The organism is Achromobacter dolens, assembly GCF_902859745.1.
In the GTDB taxonomy this organism is placed as follows: Bacteria; Pseudomonadota; Gammaproteobacteria; order Burkholderiales; family Burkholderiaceae_B; genus Achromobacter; species Achromobacter dolens.
The window spans coordinates 204093-222089 of record NZ_CADIJW010000002.1; the positions used below are offsets into that span (position 1 = coordinate 204093).

Here is a 17997-nt window from a genome sequence, read left to right on the forward strand (position 1 = left end):
CCCCTGTTTACAACAGACCGCCCGCGGGCAGCGCCCCCCAAGCGCTCCGCCCCATCAGGGAAAACGACAATAAAAAAGGCGCCCCAAAGGGCGCCCCGACGGCACGCTGGCGGCTCAAGCGCGCCCGGCGCGCAATTCCACCGCCTTGGCCCAGCGCCGCGCCACCGACGGCGAGGTCGCGCACGTGGCCGACTCCGTCACCACGCGCACCGCGCGTTCCAGCAACTGGATGTCCGCCTCATGCTGGCGCGCCACATGGGGATCCTCGAAGAAGATGACCCGCTGGCACTGGTGCTCCAGCACCAGTTCCGCGATCTGCGCATCGCCGCCCAGCGGACCGCTCAGGTAGCGGTGCACCCACGGCTTGTCTTTGGGCCAGCCGCGCGACCACGCCAGTTCGTTCAGGCGGCCACCGGTGGTGCCGGTCGCCACGCGTCGCGCAAACTGCGACAGCACGTCGAAGTGCTCGGCCGCGAACGCCACCATCTCGTCCTTGAGCGCATCGTGCGCGATCAGCGCCAGCGTCTGGCCGGTGTAGTTGAACAGCCGCGACGCCGCCATGTCCGGCGCCAGGCCCGCATGCACACGTTCGACCTCCATCCACTCGATGGCGCCGGCCAGCGTCGAGATGAACGGCCGGCCATGCGTGATGCACTGGCGCTTGAGCGCCAGCGCCTCCGGAAAGATCGACGACGGGTCCACCGGATCGATCAGGTAGATCGCGCCATCGAACGGCTCCTGCCCATCGCGCCCTTCGGTGACGCGCGCCACCAGCTTCATCAACCCGCCTTCGCGGCCATACGGATAGCGGATCAGGCCGGAATAGCCTTGCAGCATGCCCTCGCGCACGATGGCATCGTGGGTGCGCCCCACGGTATGCAACTGCACGCCCAGTTCGCGGATGGTGGACGAACAGGCCCGCAGCCAGGTGAACAAGGCGGCGTCGGGCGATTCATGGTGCAGTCGGTTGGCGGCCAGGCCAAAGCGCAATTGGGCAGCGGGCATCGGTAGACTCGGATGGCAAGGACAACGAAAGAGTCTTGATGATACCCCGCCGCCCGCGCCCCCAATGCAAAAACGCTCCCGAAGGAGCGTTTCGCTGGAGGATCAGTCGGCCTCGTCGATCCAGGCCATCTGGATGGCCTCCAGGATCTTCTCGCCGCTGCGTTCCGGGTCGTCATTGAAACCGGGCAAGGCCAGCACCCATTCGCGCAACTGCGTGAAACGCAGCGTCTTGGGGTCGACGTCCGGATGGGCGTCCGCCAGCGCCTCGGCAATCTGGTAGGTATCGGTCCACTTCATCAATGGCCCTCTTTCGCGTGGTTGATGGTGTACTTGGGAATCTCGATCGTCAGATCGGCATCCTCGACCCGCGCCTGGCAAGACAGGCGCGAGGTCGGCGTCAGGCCCCAGGCCTTGTCCAGCAGGTCCTCTTCGTCATCGGTCGCGTCTTCCAGCGACGAATAACCCTGCTTGACCACCACGTGACAGGTCGTACACGCGCACGACAGTTCGCAGGCATGCTCGATGTCGATGTGATTGTCCAGCAGGATGCGGCAGATCGACACGCCCTTGGGCGCGTCCTCGATCACGGCGCCCTCGGGGCAGTAGTCGGGATGAGGCAATACGGTCAGTTTCGGCATAGCGTCTTATCAGGCGATTTCGTCAAGTTTGCGGCCAGCCAGCGCGGCGCGGATGCTGCGGTCCATGCGGCGCGCGGCGAATTCATCGGTCGCGGCCGACAAGGCCTCGACCGCGGACTTCACCGCGTCCACATCCTGCGCCTCCTGGGCGCGACCGGCTGCCTGCAGGCATTCATCGACCCGTTGGCGTTCCTCGGCATTCAGCAGGTCGCCGTCGACCGCCAGCGCGGCCTGCACCGATTCGACCAACTGACGCGCTTCCACCTGCTGCTCGCGCAGCATGCGGGCGCGGGCATCGTTGTCGGCCTGCGCCACGCTGTCGGCCAGCATGCGCGCGACCTCATCGTCGCTCAGCCCATACGAAGGCTTGACCGACACCGCCGCCTCCACGCCCGTGCTCTGCTCGCGCGCGGTCACGCTCAGCAGTCCGTCGGCATCCACCTGGAACGTCACGCGGATGCGCGCGGCGCCCGCCACCATCGGCGGAATGCCGCGCAGTTCGAAACGCGCGAGCGACCGGCAATCCGACACCAGGTCGCGCTCGCCCTGCAGCACGTGGATGCTCATGGCCGTCTGGCCATCCTTGAACGTCGTGAATTCCTGCGCGCGCGCCACCGGAATGGTGCTGTTGCGCGGAATCACGCGCTCAACCAGGCCGCCCATGGTTTCGAGGCCCAGCGACAGCGGCGTCACGTCCAGCAGCAGCCAGTCCTCGCCCGGGGCGCGGTTGCCGGCCAGCAGATTGGCCTGCAGCGCGGCGCCCAGCGCCACCACCTGGTCCGGGTCCAGATCGGTCAGCGGCTCGGTGCCGAACATCTCGCCCACGGCGGCGCGCACCACCGGCATGCGCGTGGCGCCACCCACCATCACCACACCGCGCACGTCGGCGGGTTTCAGCGCGGCGTCGCGCAGCGCCCGGCGCGCGCTCTCCAGCGTGCGCTGCACCAGCGGCTGCGCCAGCGCCTCGAACTGCGTGCGGGTCAGCGTGTGATCGATGACCTGGCCATTGGCCAGCGTCAGATTCAGATTGGCATCCTGCGCGTCCGACAACGCCTCGCGCGCGGCGCGCGCCGCCATCAACAGGCCGCGCCGGTCGGCGTGCGTCAGATCCTTGGCGCCCGCGGCCGCCACCACGTGGTCAACGATGAGCGAGTCGAAATCATCGCCGCCCAGCGCGGTATCGCCACCGGTCGAGATCACTTCGAACACGCCCTGCGTCAACCGCAGGATGGAAATATCGAACGTGCCGCCGCCCAGGTCATAGACGGCATACACGCCTTCGGCGGCGTTATCCAGGCCGTAGGCGATCGCCGCGGCGGTCGGCTCGTTCAACAGGCGCAGCACGTTCAGGCCGGCCAGGCGCGCCGCGTCGCGGGTCGCCTGTCGCTGGGCGTCGTCGAAATACGCCGGCACCGTGATGACGGCGCCCACCAGGTCGTCGCCCAGCACGTCCTCGGCGCGCTGGCGCAGCACCGCCAGGATCTGCGCCGACACTTCCACCGGGCTCAAGTCGCCCTGCGCGGTGCGGATGCGCACCATGCCGGGCGCGTCCACGAATTCGTACGGCGCGCGCGTGGCGCGCGCCTCTTCCAGCGAACGGCCCATGAAACGCTTGACCGACACCACCGTGTTCAACGGGTCTTCGGCTTGCTGCGCCAGCGGTTCGCGCCCCGTGGTGACCTTGCCGCCGGGGAAATAGCGCACCGCCGACGGCAGCAGCACGTGCCCCTGCGCATCAGGCAGGACCTCGGCGACGCTGCTGCGCACGGCGGCAACCAGGGAATTGGTGGTGCCCAGGTCGATCCCCACCGCCAGCTTGCGCTGGTGCGGCGCGGGCGATTCGCCGGGCTCGGAAATCTGCAATAAGGCCATGATTGTTTTTTCTACTCAGTAGGCGGCGAAGTCCGGGCGCCCCGCGGCCGGGCCATCCTGGGGACTAGGAATCGGGATGGGCCTGGGCCAGCTCCTGCGCCAGCTTCTCCACGAACATCCATTCCCGCACCTTGAGACCCGCCGCGGCGTAGTCGCGCTGTTCGTCCAGCAGGCGCGTCAACGCGGCGCGCATCTGCTGCCGGGCATCCTCCAGCTCGGTCCGCAGCTCGGCCAGCACGCCGGCGTCATTGCGCGCGTCGTCCATCATTTCGCGCCAGGTCATCTGCTGCATCAGGAAAGCCGTGTCCATCGACGTGTTGCTCTCGGTCTGCAGATCCACGCCGGCCTGCTCGCACAGATAGCGCGCCCGCAACAGCGGATCGCGCAACTGGCGGTAGGCCTCATTGGCGCGCGCCGCCCACTGCATGGCCACGCGGCGTTCCGCGGGGCTGGCGGTGGCAAAGCGGTCGGGATGCACCTGCGCGGCGACGGTGCGCCACGCCGATTCCAGCGCCTGGGCGTCCAGGTCGAAGCGTGCCGGCAAGCCGAACAGGCTGAAGTGATCGTCTCCAGCCAAGACTTACACCGTGAACGACTCGCCGCAGCCGCAGGTCGCCTTCTCGTTGGGGTTGCGGAACTTGAAACCTTCGTTCAGGCCTTCGCGGGCGTAGTCCAGCTCGGTGCCGTCCAGGTAGGCCAGGCTCTTGGGATCGACGAACACCTTCACGCCGAAGCTTTCGAACACCTGGTCTTCGGGCGCCGCGTCGTCCACATACTCCAGCTTGTAGGCCATGCCGGAACAACCCGTCGTCCTAACGCCGAGGCGCAAGCCGATCCCCTTGCCGCGCTTTTGCAAGTAGCGGCCGATGTGGGTGGCAGCCTGTTGGGTCAGGGTAACGGACATGTTCAGCTCGCAACAGCTTCGGCGGGCACCGAATGCTTTTCCTTGTAGTTCTGCACGGCGGCCTTGATCGCGTCTTCGGCCAGGATCGAGCAGTGCACCTTCACGGGCGGCAGGGCCAGTTCTTCGGCGATCTGCGTGTTGCGGATGTTCATCGCTTCGTCCAGCGTCTTGCCCTTGACCCATTCGGTCACGAGCGAGCTGGAGGCGATGGCCGAGCCACAGCCGTAGGTCTTGAAGCGCGCGTCCTCGATGACGCCGGCTTCGTTCACCTTGATCTGCAGCTTCATGACGTCGCCACAGGCAGGGGCGCCGACCATGCCGGTGCCCACCGAGTCGTCCGACTTGTCGAACGAACCGACGTTGCGCGGGTTTTCGTAGTGATCCAGGACTTTGGTGCTGTAAGACATGTTAGTTCTCCACGTATTCTTTGGCGCGGGCGCTCAGTGCGCGGCCCATTGCACGGTATTCAGATCGATGCCTTCCTTGGCCATTTCCCACAGCGGCGACATATCGCGCAGCTTGCCGACGCGGCTCTTGAGCAGTTCGATGGTGTAGTCCACTTCCTGCTCGGTGGTGAAACGGCCCAGCGTGAAGCGGATCGAGCTGTGCGCCAGCTCGTCGTTGCGGCCCAGGGCGCGCAGCACGTAGGAAGGTTCCAGGCTGGCCGAGGTGCAGGCCGAGCCGCTCGAGACGGCCAGTTCCTTGATCGCCATGATCAGGGACTCGCCTTCGACATAGTTGAAGCTGACGTTCAGGTTGTGCGGCACGCGCTGGTCCATGTCGCCGTTGAGGTAGACCTCTTCGATCTGCGACAGGCCGGCCCAGAGGCGATCACGCAGCATGCGGATGCGCTCGTTCTCGGTGCCCATTTCCTCGCGGGCCAGGCGGAAGGCCTCGCCCATGCCGACGATCTGGTGCGTGGCCAGCGTGCCCGAACGGAAACCGCGTTCGTGGCCGCCACCGTGCATCTGCGCCTCGATGCGCACGCGCGGCTTGCGGCGCACGTACAGCGCGCCGATGCCCTTGGGGCCGTAAGTCTTGTGCGCCGAGAACGACATCAGGTCGACCTTCAGCTTCTGCAGGTCGATCTCGACCTTGCCGGTGGCCTGCGCGGCGTCGACGTGGAAGATGATGCCCTTCTCGCGGCAGATCTCGCCCAGGGTTTCGATGTCCTGGATGACGCCGATTTCGTTGTTCACCATCATCACCGACACCAGCACGGTGTCGGGACGCAGCGCCGCCTTGAAGACATCCAGGTCGATCAGGCCGTTGTCCTTGACGTCCAGGTAGGTCACCTCGAAGCCCTGGCGCTCCAGTTCACGACAGGTGTCGAGCACGGCCTTGTGCTCGGTCTTGATGGTGATGATGTGCTTGCCGCGCTCGGCATAGAAGTTGGCGGCGCCCTTGATGGCAAGGTTATCCGACTCGGTGGCGCCGGAGGTCCAGACGATTTCACGCGGATCCGCGTTCACCAGCTTGGCGACTTCCTCGCGGGCGCGTTCGACGGCCTCCTCGGCTTCCCAGCCGAACGAGTGACTGCGCGACGCGGGATTGCCGAAGCTCTCGTACAGCCACGGGATCATTTTTTCGACGACGCGCGGGTCGACGGGGGTCGTGGCCGAGTAATCCAGATAGATCGGGCGGGTGGTCATCTCTACAACTCCTACTGCTTATACGGTGGCATTGGCCGCGACGGTGGTGGTCGGGGCGTTGGCGGCGTTATTGGCGCCTCCCACCCGATTCACGCGCACCGCGCAGGCCTGCGCTTGATTGTTGGCTTCCTGCAATTGGCGCACACGCTGCTGATCGACCAGATCCTGCAGCGACACCGAATCCAGGTAATCGACCATCTTGCGATTCAGCGTGGCCCAGAGCTCATGCGTCATGCACTTGCCAGGCTTGCCGTCGTTGCCGCTCGTACAGTCCCGCTTGCCGCCGCAGCTAGTGGCGTCCAGCGGCTCATCGACGGCGAAGATGATGTCGGCCACGGTCACGTTGCGCGCCAGGCGGGCAAGCGAGTAACCGCCGCCCGGGCCCCGCACGCTGTCCACGAGTTCGTGGCGGCGCAGTTTCCCGAACAGCTGTTCCAGATAGGAAAGCGAAATATTCTGACGCTGGCTGATGGCCGCAAGAGTGACCGGGCCGCTATGCTGCCGCATAGCCAGATCGATCATGGCAGTCACGGCGAAACGCCCTTTGGTAGTTAGCCGCATGGTGAATTCCCTGTGATTCGGCAATGGCCGCCGGCGAATCCGACGGTCAATACCCGAGTAATTGGCTCAAGTATAGCAAATTCCCGAGTAATTTGGTATGGCTCCCGGCTAGAAAAAACCGCGCTGTCGCGCGGTTTTTTCACTGCCAATCGCCAGGCGCCCCACAGGACGCCCCGGCGCACAGGAGGCTCAAGCCGCCTGGTATTGGGTAGCGCGCTTACGGACCAGTTCAAGCACGCCCTGACAGGCGTCTTCGAGGTAGTCCAGCACCTTGCCAAAACCGTCGGCGCCGCCGTAGCACGGATCGGGCACGGTCGCCTCTTCGAACTCGTTGGCGAAACGCATCAACAGCATCAGCTTGTGCTGGTACGCCTTGGGGCACTGCTGCTGCATGGCGGACAGGTTGTCCCAATCCATGGCGAGGATGAGGTCGAAGTCGCGGAAGTCTTCCGCGGTGACCTGGCGGGCCTCGCAGTGCGTGATCTCGTAGCCGCGCTTGCGCGCTGCGGCCTGCGCCCGGGCATCAGGCGCCTCGCCGATGTGAAACGCGTGCGTGCCCGCGGAGTCGATGCGAACCACATCGCCCAAACCCGCGTCGTTCACCAAATGGCGAAACACGCCCTCTGCGCTCGGCGAGCGACAGATATTGCCCATGCAAACGAAAAGTACCTTGGTCATCATGGGAGTAAGTGTGCGGGAAAACCCGAGATAAGGCAAGCTTTTTTTGCGTTTTCGCCATCCGTTACACGCTGGGCCACCGCCTTAAATAATCATTATAAATCATATAGTTAACAACTATATTTGAGGCTTTCCGGAGGGCCTGGGACGGATCCCTTGCGCAAATTTCGGACGCCCGCTGACAACATGATGACTTTTCCCAATATTCAGCACACTGTCAGCGCAGAGACACATTTAGATACCGATTTACCTCATACCGCGCCATCCAGCAGCACGCGCTGCTTGAGCGCCGTCAGCGCATCCCGGGCGGCCGCGGCCTGCTCGAACTCCAGATTGCGCGCATGGTCCATCATCAGCTTTTCCAGGCGCTTGATCTCGCGGGCCAGGGCCTTTTCGTCCTTGAGCAGCTCAGCCGGAACCGCGGCTTCCAGCGCGTCGTGCTGCACCGGGGCGACGATGCCGTCGATCAGCTCGCGCACGGCCTTCTGCACGCCGCGCGCGGTGATGCCGTGATCGGCATTGAACTGCAACTGCTTGGCGCGGCGACGGCTGGTTTCCTCCATGGCGCGCTGCATCGAATCGGTGATGCGGTCGGCGTACAGGATGGCATGGCCGTTCAGGTTGCGCGCGGCGCGTCCGATCGTCTGGATCAGGCTGCGCTCGGAACGCAGGAAGCCTTCCTTGTCCGCATCCAGGATGGCAACCAGCGACACTTCCGGAATGTCCAGCCCCTCTCGCAGCAGGTTGATGCCCACCAGCACGTCGAACGTGCCCAGGCGCAGGTCGCGGATGATTTCCACGCGCTCGACCGTATCGATGTCCGAGTGCAGGTAACGCACCCGCACCCCGTGCTCGGTCAGGAAGTCGGTCAGGTCCTCGGCCATGCGCTTGGTCAGCGTGGTGACCAGCACCCGCTCTCCCTGGCTGGTGCGCGCCTTGATCTGTCCCAGCAGGTCATCGACCTGGGTGCGCGCCGGCAACACCTCGACGATCGGATCGACCAGGCCGGTGGGACGCACCACCTGCTCGACCACGTTGTCGGCGTGCTCCTTTTCGTACGCCGCGGGCGTGGCCGACACGAACACGCACTGGCGCATGCGCGCCTCGAATTCCTCGAGCTTGAGCGGCCGGTTGTCCAGCGCCGACGGCAGCCGGAAGCCATACTGCACCAGGGTTTCCTTGCGCGAGCGGTCACCCCGGTACATGGCGCTGAGCTGGCCGATGGTGACGTGGCTCTCGTCGATGAACATCAGCGCATCGGCGGGCAGATAGTCGATCAGCGTGGGCGGCGGCTCCCCCGGCGCGGCGCCGGACAAGTGGCGCGAGTAGTTCTCGATGCCCTTGCAGAAACCCAGTTCCTGCAGCATTTCCAGGTCGAAGCGGGTGCGTTGCTCAAGCCGCTGGGCCTCGACCAGGTGGCCGTCGTCGACGAAGCGCTTGGTGCGTTCGCGCAACTCCTCCTTGATAGTCTCGATGGCGCGCAGCACCGTATCCCGCGGCGTGACGTAGTGCGAGCCGGGGTAGACGGTGAAGCGCGGCAGCTTCTGGCGGATGCGGCCGGTCAGCGGATCGAACAGCTCGAGGCTTTCGATTTCGTCGTCGAACAGTGTCAGCCGCAGCGCCAGCTCGGCGCTTTCCGCCGGGAAGATGTCGATGGTCTCGCCGCGCACGCGGAACACGCCGCGCGTGAATTCGGCGTCGTTGCGGGTGTACTGCATGGCCACCAGCCGCGCCAGGATCTCGCGCCGCGAGATCTGGTCGCCGGCGCGCAGGATCAGCACCATCGCGTGGTAGTCGCCGGGGTTGCCGATACCGTAGATGCACGACACGGTGCCAACGATGATGGTGTCGCGCCGTTCCAGCAGGCTCTTGGTGGCCGACAGGCGCATCTGCTCGATGTGCTCGTTGATCGACGAGTCCTTTTCGATGAACAGGTCGCGCGTCGGCACATAGGCCTCGGGCTGGTAGTAGTCGTAGTACGAGACGAAGTACTCCACCGCGTTCTTGGGAAAGAACTCGCGCATTTCCGCGTACAACTGCGCGGCCAGCGTCTTGTTGGGCGCCAGCACCAGCGCCGGCCGCCCCAACTGGGCGATGACGTTGGCCATGGTGTAGGTCTTGCCCGAGCCGGTCACGCCCAGCAGGGTCTGGTACATCAGGCCGTCCTGCACGCCCTGGACCAATCCTTCGATGGCGCCCGGCTGGTCGCCGGCGGGCGGATAGGGTTGGTAGAGGTGGAACGGGCTGCCGGGGTAATCGACGTACCCCGGGCCAGGGGCCGCCGCGACAGCGCCAGGGGCCACATCGGCCGCCCCGTCAGTGACGGAGCCAACGGCTGCGGCACCCGCCGCGCTCGGGTCTATTGCGCTCTTAGGCATGCTAGACTGTTCCCAGGGTAAACCCCCCATTATCCACAGCACTTCCGACTGCGTCCACTCACCCTCAGCAGAGTCCCATGAGCACCCTTTTCGATTCCGTCGAACTCGCGCCGCGCGACCCCATTCTTGGTCTGAACGAACAATACAACGCGGACACCCGCCCCGGTAAAGTCAATCTGGGCGTGGGCGTGTACTACGACGACCAGGGTCGCATTCCCCTGCTGGGCGCCGTGCGCAAGGCGGAAATCGCCCGCATCGAGGCCGCCGCCGCCCGCGGCTACCTGCCGATCGAAGGCATCGCCGGCTACAACCAGGGCGCGCAAGCCCTGCTGATCGGCAAGGATTCCCCGCTGGCCGCTGCCGGCCGCGTCCTGACCACCCAGGCCCTGGGCGGCACCGGCGCGCTCAAGATCGGCGCCGACTTCCTGCGCCAGTTGCTGCCGACCTCCAAGGTCCTGATCAGCGATCCGAGCTGGGAAAACCACCGCGCGCTGTTCGAACGCGCCGGTTTCGAAGTCGGCACCTACGCCTACTACGATGCCGCCACCCGCGGCCTGAACTTCGACGGCATGCTGGCCGCCCTGAAGGCCGCGCCGGCCAACACCGTGGTCGTGCTGCACGCCTGCTGCCACAACCCCACCGGCGTCGACCCGACCTTCGACCAATGGAAGCAGATCGCCGCGGTCGTCAAGGAAAACAAGCTGGTGCCGTTCCTGGACATCGCCTACCAGGGCTTCGGCGAAGGCCTGCGTGAAGACGCCGCGGTCGTGCGCCTGTTCGCCGACCTCGACCTGACCATGTTCATCAGCTCGTCGTTCTCGAAGTCGTTCTCGCTGTACGGCGAGCGCGTCGGCGCCCTGACGGTGGTGGCCGGCAGCAAGGACGAAGCCACCCGCGTGCTGAGCCAGCTCAAGCGCGTCATCCGCACCAATTACTCCAATCCGCCCACCCACGGCGGCACGATCGTCTCCACCGTGCTGAACTCGCCCGAGCTGTTCGCCATGTGGGAAGAGGAACTCGGCGCCATGCGCGACCGCATCCGCCTGATGCGCAAGCAGTTGGTCGAGAAGATCAAGGAACACGGCGGCAAGCAGGACTTCAGCTTCGTGCTGCAGCAGCGCGGCATGTTCTCGTACTCGGGCCTGACCTCGGCCCAGGTCGACCGCCTGCGCGAAGAGCACGGCGTCTACGCCGTCTCCAGCGGCCGCATCTGCGTTGCCGCGCTCAACAGCGGCAACATCGACCAGGTGGCCAAGGGCATCGCCGCGGTACTGTAAGACGCGCCGACAGCGGCACCTCCAAGCGGGACCTGCGGGTCCCGTTTTTATTGCCTGTCACAAAACCGCGTTGGATCAACGCTTGCATTTTTGCGTTATGTCCCCCAGAATGCCGCTGTATATATGTACAGTCCGACTCACAAACGGATCACCGCCATGGCCAGCAAACTCACTGATCGTCAACAGCAAATCCTGGACCTCATCCGGCAGACCGTCGCGCGTACCGGCTTTCCGCCCACCCGCGCCGAGATCGCCCAGGCCCTGGGTTTCCGCTCGCCCAATGCGGCCGAAGACCATCTGAAGGCCCTGGCCCGCAAGGGCGCCATCGAGCTCACCGCCGGCGCCTCCCGCGGCATCCGCCTGAAGGACAACTCGCCGACACCGTCGCAGGCGCCCTTGCCCCTGCCCGGCCTGGCGCAGCTACTGCTGCCGCTGGTGGGGCGCGTGGCGGCAGGCAGCCCGATCCTGGCCGCGGAACATGTCGAGCGCGAGATCGGCGTCGATACCAGCCTGTTCGCGCAGACGCCCGATTACCTGCTCAAGGTGCGCGGCATGAGCATGCGCGACGCCGGCATCCTCGAAGGCGACCTGCTGGCCGTCAAGAAGGCTTCGGAAGCTCGCAATGGCCAGATCGTGGTGGCGCGGCTCGGCGACGACGTCACCGTCAAGCGCCTGCAACGCCAGAACGGCCGCATCGAACTGCTGCCCGAGAATCCGGACTTCAGCGTCATCGTGGTCGAGGCCGACCAGGAATTCGCGCTGGAAGGCATCGCGGTCGGGTTGATCCGCCCGCACACGCTGCACTGACCCACTGCTTCCGATCCGGCGCCACGGACGCGCCAAAAAAGAAACCCCGCTTGCGCGGGGTTTCTTTTTGCGAGCACCCCTCGCGGGGCGCCTCGGGCCAGGCATCAGTGCTTGAGCACCGGATCCGTCGAACCCGGCTCGGCCGGCTTGGCGACCAGCGGCTCCTTGACCGCTTCGTCTTCAGCCAGCGGCTCCGGCAGGCGTTCCAGGGCCAGTTCCAGCACCTTGTCGATCCAGCGGACCGGCACGATCTCGAGATGGTTCTTGACGTTGTCCGGGATCTCCGCCAAATCCTTGACGTTTTCTTCCGGGATCAAGACCGTCTTGATACCACCGCGATGGGCGGCCAGCAGCTTTTCCTTCAGGCCGCCGATCGGCAGGACTTCGCCACGCAGCGTGATCTCGCCGGTCATGGCGACGTCGGCGCGCACCGGGATGCGCGACAGGGCCGACACCATGGCCGTGGTGATCGCGATACCGGCGGACGGACCGTCCTTGGGCGTCGCGCCTTCCGGCACGTGCACGTGCATGTCGTGCTTCTCGAACACGCTGTCGGCAAAGCCCAGGCGACGCGCCCGCGAGCGCACCACCGTGCGGGCCGCCTCGACCGATTCCTTCATCACGTCGCCCAGCGAACCGGTGCGTTGGATCACGCCCTTGCCAGGCATGTCCGCCACTTCGATCGTGAGCAGGTCGCCACCGACTTCCGTCCAGGCCAGGCCGGTCACCTGACCGATCTGGTTTTCCTTTTCGGCCATGCCGAAGGTGTAGCGGCGCACGCCGAGGTAGTCGCTGAGGTTCTCGCCCGTGACGTTGACCGGCTTGAGTTCGAAGGTCTTGCCTTCGGCCTTGGCGCGGTCGCTCTGGGTCAGCAACTGCTTGATCACCTTGCGGCAGATCTTGCCCACTTCGCGTTCGAGCGCGCGCACGCCGGCTTCGCGGGTGTAGTAGCGCACGATGTCGCGCAGCGCGCTGTCATCGACGGTCAGCTCGGTATCCTTGACGCCGTTGTTCTTCATCAGCTTTGGCAGCAGATGGTCGCGGGCGATGTGGATCTTTTCTTCCTCGGTGTAGCCCGACAGGCGGATCACTTCCATCCGGTCCAGCAGGGCCGGCGGAATGTTCAGCGTGTTGCTGGTGGCCACGAACATGACGTCCGACAGGTCGAAGTCCACTTCGATGTAGTGGTCCTGGAACGTGTGGTTCTGTTCCGGGTCCAGCACTTCGAGCAGCGCCGACGAGGGATCGCCGCGGAAATCCATGCCCAGCTTGTCGATTTCATCGAGCAGGAACAGGGGATTGCGCACGCCGACCTTCGACATGTTCTGGACGATCTTGCCGGGCATCGAGCCGATGTACGTACGGCGGTGGCCACGGATCTCGGCCTCGTCGCGCACGCCGCCCAGGGCCATGCGCACGAACTTGCGGTTCGTGGCCTTGGCGATGGACTGGCCCAGCGAGGTCTTGCCGACCCCGGGAGGACCGACCAGGCACAGGATCGGCGCCTTGACCTTGTCCACGCGCTGTTGCACGGCGAGGTATTCGAGGATGCGTTCCTTCACCTTCTCCAGGCCGTAGTGGTCGTTGTCGAGCACCGTTTCGGCGTTGGCGATGGAGTTGTTGATCTTGCTCTTCTTCCTCCAGGGGAGGTTGATGAGCGTATCGATGTAGTTGCGCACCACGGTGGCTTCGGCCGACATGGGCGACATGAGCTTGAGCTTCTTGAGCTCGGCATCGGCCTTCTTGCGCGCCTCCTTGGGCATGTGCGCGGCGATGATCTTCTTTTCGAGCTCCTCGATGTCGGCGCCCTCTTCGCCCTCGCCCAACTCCTTCTGAATGGCCTTGACCTGCTCATTCAGGTAGTAGTCGCGCTGGCTCTTTTCCATCTGCTTCTTCACGCGGCCGCGGATCCGCTTTTCGACCTGGAGGATGTCGATTTCGGTTTCCAACTGCGTGAGCAGGCCTTCGAGGCGCTCGGAGGTGCCGACGATCTCGAGCATCTTCTGCTTCTGCTCGAGTTTCAGCGGAAGATGCGCGGCGATCGTGTCGGCCAGGCGGCCGGCGTCATCGATGCCGGCGAGCGAGGTCAGGATCTCCGGGGGGATCTTCTTGTTGAGTTTTACGTATTGCTCGAACTGGGCGACGATCGCACGGCGCAGGGCCTCGGTCTCGGAGCCCTGGACGGCGTCCGGCTCGATCGGGGTGACCTGGCAGGTGAAGTGCGAGTCGGCGTCTTCGATGCTGTTGATGCGGGCGCGCTGGGTGCCTTCGACCAGCACCTTGACGGTGCCGTCGGGCAGCTTGAGCATCTGCAGGATGCCGGCGACGCAGCCGATCTCGTAGACGTCTTCAGGGGTGGGATCATCCTTGCCGGCGGACTTTTGGGCCACCAGCATGATGCTCTTGCCCGCTTCCATCGCAACCTCGAGCGCGCGGATAGAGCGCGGACGGCCGACGAACAGCGGGATGACCATGTGCGGGAACACCACGACGTCGCGCAGTGGCAGCAGGGGGAGGTCGATCGGGTCGGAAGGCAGGGTCTGGCTGGCAGACATAGGAGGTTCCTCGGTATGACTCGGCGTATCGGGGACAGGATGACCGGGTATACCCGGACAGCCCCGTCAGTTACGTCTGTTATGGGAACAATAGCCGAAAATTCAAGATCCCGGCGGCCGGATAAACAAAACCGCAAAAAAACGGCGGCCGGTATCCAGTTTTATTGCACACACCCAGGGAGTGTGCGTTCAATCGGGGCCCTGAGACAAAAAAACCCGTTACGGAAACGGGTTTTCTTGAAATATCCGTCAGGCCGCGGCGTCGCGGACTTCCCCGCGCTCGGGCTTTTCGGTCGTCCCCTCTTCGTCGGCATAGATCAGCAAGGGCTTGCCCTCGCCTTCGATCGCGCCTTCGTCGAGCACCACGCGCTTGACGTTGCCTTGCGACGGCAGGTCATACATGGTGTCGAGCAGGGCCTGCTCGATGATGGAACGCAGGCCACGGGCGCCGGTCTTGCGCTTGAGCGCCTTGCGGGCGATGGCCTTGAGGGCGGCGGGACGCACGTCCAGCTCGGCGCCTTCCATGGCGAACAGCTTCTGGAATTGCTTGAGCAGGGCGTTCTTGGGCTCGGTGAGGATCTGCACCAGGGCAGCCTCGTCGAGCTCGTCCAGCGTGGCGACCACCGGCAGGCGGCCGACCAGTTCAGGGATCAGGCCGAATTTGATCAAGTCTTCGGGTTCGACTTCGGAGAACAGCTCGCCCACGCCGCGCTCGGACTTGGCGCGCACGGAGGCGGAGAAGCCGATACCGGACTTTTCCGTGCGGTCGCGGATGACCTTTTCCAGCCCGTCGAAGGCGCCGCCGACGATGAACAGGATGTTGGTCGTGTCGACCTGGACGAAGTCCTGGTTGGGGTGCTTGCGCCCGCCCTGCGGCGGCACCGAGGCCACGGTGCCTTCGATGAGCTTGAGCAGGGCCTGCTGCACGCCCTCGCCCGACACGTCGCGGGTGATGGACGGGTTGTCGGACTTACGGGAGATCTTGTCGATTTCATCGATGTAGATGATGGCGCGCTGCGCCTTCTCGACTTCGTAGTTGCAGTTCTGCAGCAACTTCTGAATGATGTTCTCGACGTCTTCACCGACGTAACCGGCTTCGGTCAGCGTGGTGGCGTCTGCCATGACGAACGGCACGTTCAGCATGCGCGCGAGGGTCTGCGCCAGCAGCGTCTTGCCCGACCCGGTGGGGCCGATCAGCATGATGTTGCTCTTGGACAGCTCGACTTCGTCGCCCTTGATCTCGCCGTGGCGGATGCGCTTGTAGTGGTTGTAGACGGCCACCGCCAGCATGCGCTTGGGCGAGGTCTGCCCGATCACGTACTGGTCCAGGAACGTCTTGATTTCAGCCGGAGTGGGCAGTTCGGAACGAATCGCCGCGCGCGCGGTAGCCTGCGCTTCCTCGCGGATGATGTCGTTGCACAAGTCTATGCATTCATCGCAGATGAATACCGACGGACCCGCGATCAGCTTGCGGACTTCGTGCTGGCTTTTATTGCAAAACGAGCAATGCAGCACTTTTGCGTCTGCCGATCCCTTTTTTTCAGGCATATGTAGTCGTATCTCAGGTAAAGAAGCGCCGGACCGGGTAAAGGGCCCGGCGCCTGCGCTTACTCAAACATGGCGGCAGCGGATTGGACTCAACCGGGAAGTCAGCCTTCCGAACGGGAGGTCATCACCTTGTCCACCAGTCCATACGATACCGCATCTTCGGCGGACATGAAGTTGTCACGTTCCGTGTCCAGGGCGATGCGGTCGATCGACTGGCCGGTGTTGTCGGCCAGGATGCGGTTGAGACGCTCGCGCAGGTCCAGGATCTCGCGAGCCTGGATCTGGATGTCGGAGGCCTGCCCCTGGGCGCCGCCCGAGGGCTGGTGGATCATGATGCGCGAGTTGGGCAGGGTGAAGCGCTTGCCCTTCTTGCCAGCCGCCAGCAGGAAGGCGCCCATGCTGGCCGCCAGGCCCGTGCACAGGGTCGACACGTCCGGCTTGATGAACTGCATGGTGTCGTAGATGGCCATGCCCGCGTACACCGACCCGCCGGGCGAGTTGATGTACAGGGAAATGTCCTTGTCAGGATTCTCCGATTCCAGGAACAGCAACTGCGCCACGACCAGGTTGGCCGTCGCGTCGTTGACCGGGCCCACCAGGAAGATGAGCCGCTCGCGGAGCAGACGCGAATAGATGTCGTAGGCGCGTTCGCCGCGCCCCGACTGCTCGATCACCATGGGAATGTAGCCCAGGCCGGTGGGGGTCACCGACGACCCGCCATTCATTGCCGCATAGAAATCGGTGAATCTCTGCATAGTGTTACGCCATCCCCATCAACTGATCAAAAGGCACCTTTTCGTCGGTGACCTTGGCCTTTTCCAGAACATGCGCGACGACGTTGTCTTCGAGCACGATAGCCTCGATTTCAGCACGACGCTGGCGGTCGGCCAGGTAATAGCTGACAACCTGGGCGGGTTGTTCGTAGTTTTCCGCGAACTCTTCGATGCGGGCGCGGACCTGTTCCGGCTTGGCCTGAAGCTGGGCTTGCTTGACCAGTTCGGACACCAGCAGGCCCAGGCGCACGCGGCGCTCGGATTCGGTGGAGAACGCTTCGGCCGGGATCGGCACGGACTCGGCGTTGGGCACGCCACGCTGCTTGAGCTCTTCGCGAGCGGCGGCAATGCGGCTTTGCACGTCGTTGTCGACCAGCGCCTTCGGCACGTCGAACTTGCCGGCTTCGACCAAGGCGTCCATCACGCTGGACTTGGTGCGGCCTTGCGCGCGAACCTTGACTTCGCGTTCGATGTTGCTGCGGATGTCGGCCTTGAGCTTTTCGATGTCGCCTTCGGCCTGGCCGAGCGACTTGGCGAATTCGGCATTCAGTTCGGGCAGCACGCCTTCGGCCACTTCCTTGACGGTGATGGTGAATTCGGCGGTCTTGCCGGCGACTTCCTTGCCTTGGTAGTCATCGGGGAACTTGAGCGGGAAGACCTTGCTTTCGCCAGCCTTCAGGCCGCGGGCGGCTTCTTCGAATTCCGGCAGCATGCGGCCTTGGCCGAGCACGAACGGGAAGTCTTCGGCCTTGCCGCCTTCGAACGGCACGCCGTCGATGGTGCCGGCGAAGTCCAGCGTGACGCGGTCGCCGTCTTGCGAGGCGCGGCCTTCGCGGGCTTCGAACGTGGCGCGCTGCTTGCGCAGGACGTCCAGGGTCTGCTGCACTTCGGCGTCGGTGACGGCGGTTTCATAGCGGGTCACGGCCAGGGCCGACAGGTCCGGCACGGCGACTTCGGGGTAGACCTCGAACGTGGCGGTGAAGGCCAGCGTGTCTTCGCCGACGCCTTCCGTCTTGGGTTCCAGGTTCGGGGCGCCAGCGACGCGCAGCTTGGCGCCGTCGACGGCTTGTTCGAATGCGCGGCCGACCTGGCTGTTGATCACGTCGTAGCGGATGCCGGGGCCATGGCTGCGCTCGAGCATGGCGAGCGGCGCCTTGCCGGGACGAAAGCCAGGGACCTTGGCGGTACGGGCCACGCGCTTCAACTGCGCCTGGACTTCCTTTTCGACGTCGGCCACCGAGACGGCCAGATCAACACGGCGCTCGAGGCCGGAGAGGGTTTCAACCACAGGCTGCATTAAAAGACCTATTTTCCGAAAGATATGGGATGACGGGCGGATAAACGCGGCA

17 protein-coding genes are annotated in these 17997 nt (G+C 64.6%); 2 read left to right on the forward strand and 15 right to left on the reverse strand.

What is annotated here, in order from left to right; all coding sequences use genetic code 11:
• Window positions 1–114: 114 nt before the first annotated feature.
• The 11 genes from HV783_RS03145 to uvrB all read right to left on the reverse strand — a co-directional run bounded on the left by HV783_RS03145 (window position 115) and on the right by uvrB (window position 9688).
• Window positions 115–1005, reverse strand: a complete 891-nt coding sequence (locus HV783_RS03145; protein ID WP_054502151.1) for a methylglyoxal synthase — start codon at window positions 1003–1005, stop codon at window positions 115–117.
• A 102-nt stretch (window positions 1006–1107) separates the two neighbouring features.
• Window positions 1108–1302: a Fe-S cluster assembly protein IscX gene (gene iscX, locus HV783_RS03150; protein WP_020928322.1), complete on the reverse strand. Its 195-nt coding sequence runs from the start codon at window positions 1300–1302 to the stop codon at window positions 1108–1110.
• Window positions 1302–1643 (reverse strand): ISC system 2Fe-2S type ferredoxin, encoded by a 342-nt coding sequence (gene fdx / locus HV783_RS03155; protein WP_026384519.1) that lies wholly within the window; start codon window positions 1641–1643, stop codon window positions 1302–1304. The genes iscX and fdx overlap by 1 nt, the downstream gene beginning before the upstream one ends.
• A gap of 9 nt (window positions 1644–1652) precedes the next feature.
• On the reverse strand, window positions 1653–3515 hold the full coding sequence (hscA, locus tag HV783_RS03160) for a Fe-S protein assembly chaperone HscA (protein ID WP_175188694.1): 1863 nt from the start codon (window positions 3513–3515) through the stop codon (window positions 1653–1655).
• Between the two features lie 64 nt (window positions 3516–3579).
• Window positions 3580–4092, reverse strand: coding sequence for a Fe-S protein assembly co-chaperone HscB (gene hscB / locus HV783_RS03165; RefSeq protein WP_049073189.1), 513 nt, complete (start codon window positions 4090–4092; stop codon window positions 3580–3582).
• Between the two features lie 3 nt (window positions 4093–4095).
• Window positions 4096–4419, reverse strand: coding sequence for an iron-sulfur cluster assembly protein IscA (gene iscA, locus HV783_RS03170; protein ID WP_006386172.1), 324 nt, complete (start codon window positions 4417–4419; stop codon window positions 4096–4098).
• A gap of 2 nt (window positions 4420–4421) precedes the next feature.
• Complete coding sequence (gene iscU / locus HV783_RS03175) at window positions 4422–4826, reverse strand: Fe-S cluster assembly scaffold IscU (RefSeq protein ID WP_006386173.1); 405 nt, start codon at window positions 4824–4826, stop codon at window positions 4422–4424.
• 33 nt (window positions 4827–4859) lie between these two features.
• Window positions 4860–6071 carry an IscS subfamily cysteine desulfurase gene (locus tag HV783_RS03180; protein ID WP_049073188.1) on the reverse strand — a complete coding sequence of 404 codons (1212 nt, stop codon included), beginning with the start codon at window positions 6069–6071 and terminating at the stop codon, window positions 4860–4862.
• 18 nt (window positions 6072–6089) lie between these two features.
• Window positions 6090–6632, reverse strand: coding sequence for a Fe-S cluster assembly transcriptional regulator IscR (iscR, locus tag HV783_RS03185; protein WP_026384517.1), 543 nt, complete (start codon window positions 6630–6632; stop codon window positions 6090–6092).
• A gap of 189 nt (window positions 6633–6821) precedes the next feature.
• Window positions 6822–7313, reverse strand: coding sequence for a low molecular weight protein-tyrosine-phosphatase (locus tag HV783_RS03190; protein WP_175188695.1), 492 nt, complete (start codon window positions 7311–7313; stop codon window positions 6822–6824).
• A gap of 248 nt (window positions 7314–7561) precedes the next feature.
• Window positions 7562–9688 (reverse strand): excinuclease ABC subunit UvrB, encoded by a 2127-nt coding sequence (gene uvrB / locus HV783_RS03195; RefSeq protein ID WP_231132971.1) that lies wholly within the window; start codon window positions 9686–9688, stop codon window positions 7562–7564.
• Between the two features lie 77 nt (window positions 9689–9765).
• Between uvrB and HV783_RS03200 the strand changes: the two genes are divergently transcribed.
• Window positions 9766–10965, forward strand: coding sequence for an amino acid aminotransferase (locus tag HV783_RS03200; RefSeq protein WP_049073186.1), 1200 nt, complete (start codon window positions 9766–9768; stop codon window positions 10963–10965).
• 156 nt (window positions 10966–11121) lie between these two features.
• Window positions 11122–11772 (forward strand): transcriptional repressor LexA, encoded by a 651-nt coding sequence (gene lexA, locus HV783_RS03205; RefSeq protein ID WP_064525933.1) that lies wholly within the window; start codon window positions 11122–11124, stop codon window positions 11770–11772.
• A gap of 104 nt (window positions 11773–11876) precedes the next feature.
• On the opposite strand, the gene lon is transcribed toward lexA, so the two are convergent.
• The 4 genes from lon to tig form a co-directional block, all read right to left on the reverse strand.
• Entirely contained in the window at window positions 11877–14327 is a 2451-nt protein-coding gene (gene lon, locus HV783_RS03210; protein WP_049073184.1) for an endopeptidase La, read from the reverse strand.
• 249 nt (window positions 14328–14576) lie between these two features.
• Window positions 14577–15875: an ATP-dependent Clp protease ATP-binding subunit ClpX gene (gene clpX / locus HV783_RS03215; protein WP_054502147.1), complete on the reverse strand. Its 1299-nt coding sequence runs from the start codon at window positions 15873–15875 to the stop codon at window positions 14577–14579.
• Between the two features lie 101 nt (window positions 15876–15976).
• Window positions 15977–16630 carry an ATP-dependent Clp endopeptidase proteolytic subunit ClpP gene (gene clpP, locus HV783_RS03220; protein ID WP_054502146.1) on the reverse strand — a complete coding sequence of 218 codons (654 nt, stop codon included), beginning with the start codon at window positions 16628–16630 and terminating at the stop codon, window positions 15977–15979.
• Window positions 16631–16634: 4 nt separating this feature from the next.
• Window positions 16635–17945 (reverse strand): trigger factor, encoded by a 1311-nt coding sequence (gene tig, locus HV783_RS03225; protein WP_054502145.1) that lies wholly within the window; start codon window positions 17943–17945, stop codon window positions 16635–16637.
• Between the last annotated feature and the right edge of the window lie 52 nt (window positions 17946–17997).

Coding starts and splice junctions, on each gene's coding strand:
- uvrB (WP_231132971.1), bottom strand. CDS start 9,688: ATGCCTAAGAGCGCAATAGACCCGAGCGCGGCGGGTGCCGCAGCCGTT.
- HV783_RS03180 (WP_049073188.1), bottom strand. CDS start 6,071: ATGACCACCCGCCCGATCTATCTGGATTACTCGGCCACGACCCCCGTC.
- fdx (WP_026384519.1), bottom strand. CDS start 1,643: ATGCCGAAACTGACCGTATTGCCTCATCCCGACTACTGCCCCGAGGGC.
- iscR (WP_026384517.1), bottom strand. CDS start 6,632: ATGCGGCTAACTACCAAAGGGCGTTTCGCCGTGACTGCCATGATCGAT.
- clpX (WP_054502147.1), bottom strand. CDS start 15,875: ATGCCTGAAAAAAAGGGATCGGCAGACGCAAAAGTGCTGCATTGCTCG.
- HV783_RS03190 (WP_175188695.1), bottom strand. CDS start 7,313: ATGATGACCAAGGTACTTTTCGTTTGCATGGGCAATATCTGTCGCTCG.
- lexA (WP_064525933.1), top strand. CDS start 11,122: ATGGCCAGCAAACTCACTGATCGTCAACAGCAAATCCTGGACCTCATC.
- iscA (WP_006386172.1), bottom strand. CDS start 4,419: ATGTCCGTTACCCTGACCCAACAGGCTGCCACCCACATCGGCCGCTAC.
- iscX (WP_020928322.1), bottom strand. CDS start 1,302: ATGAAGTGGACCGATACCTACCAGATTGCCGAGGCGCTGGCGGACGCC.
- tig (WP_054502145.1), bottom strand. CDS start 17,945: ATGCAGCCTGTGGTTGAAACCCTCTCCGGCCTCGAGCGCCGTGTTGAT.
- hscA (WP_175188694.1), bottom strand. CDS start 3,515: ATGGCCTTATTGCAGATTTCCGAGCCCGGCGAATCGCCCGCGCCGCAC.
- clpP (WP_054502146.1), bottom strand. CDS start 16,630: ATGCAGAGATTCACCGATTTCTATGCGGCAATGAATGGCGGGTCGTCG.
- lon (WP_049073184.1), bottom strand. CDS start 14,327: ATGTCTGCCAGCCAGACCCTGCCTTCCGACCCGATCGACCTCCCCCTG.
- iscU (WP_006386173.1), bottom strand. CDS start 4,826: ATGTCTTACAGCACCAAAGTCCTGGATCACTACGAAAACCCGCGCAAC.
- HV783_RS03200 (WP_049073186.1), top strand. CDS start 9,766: ATGAGCACCCTTTTCGATTCCGTCGAACTCGCGCCGCGCGACCCCATT.
- HV783_RS03145 (WP_054502151.1), bottom strand. CDS start 1,005: ATGCCCGCTGCCCAATTGCGCTTTGGCCTGGCCGCCAACCGACTGCAC.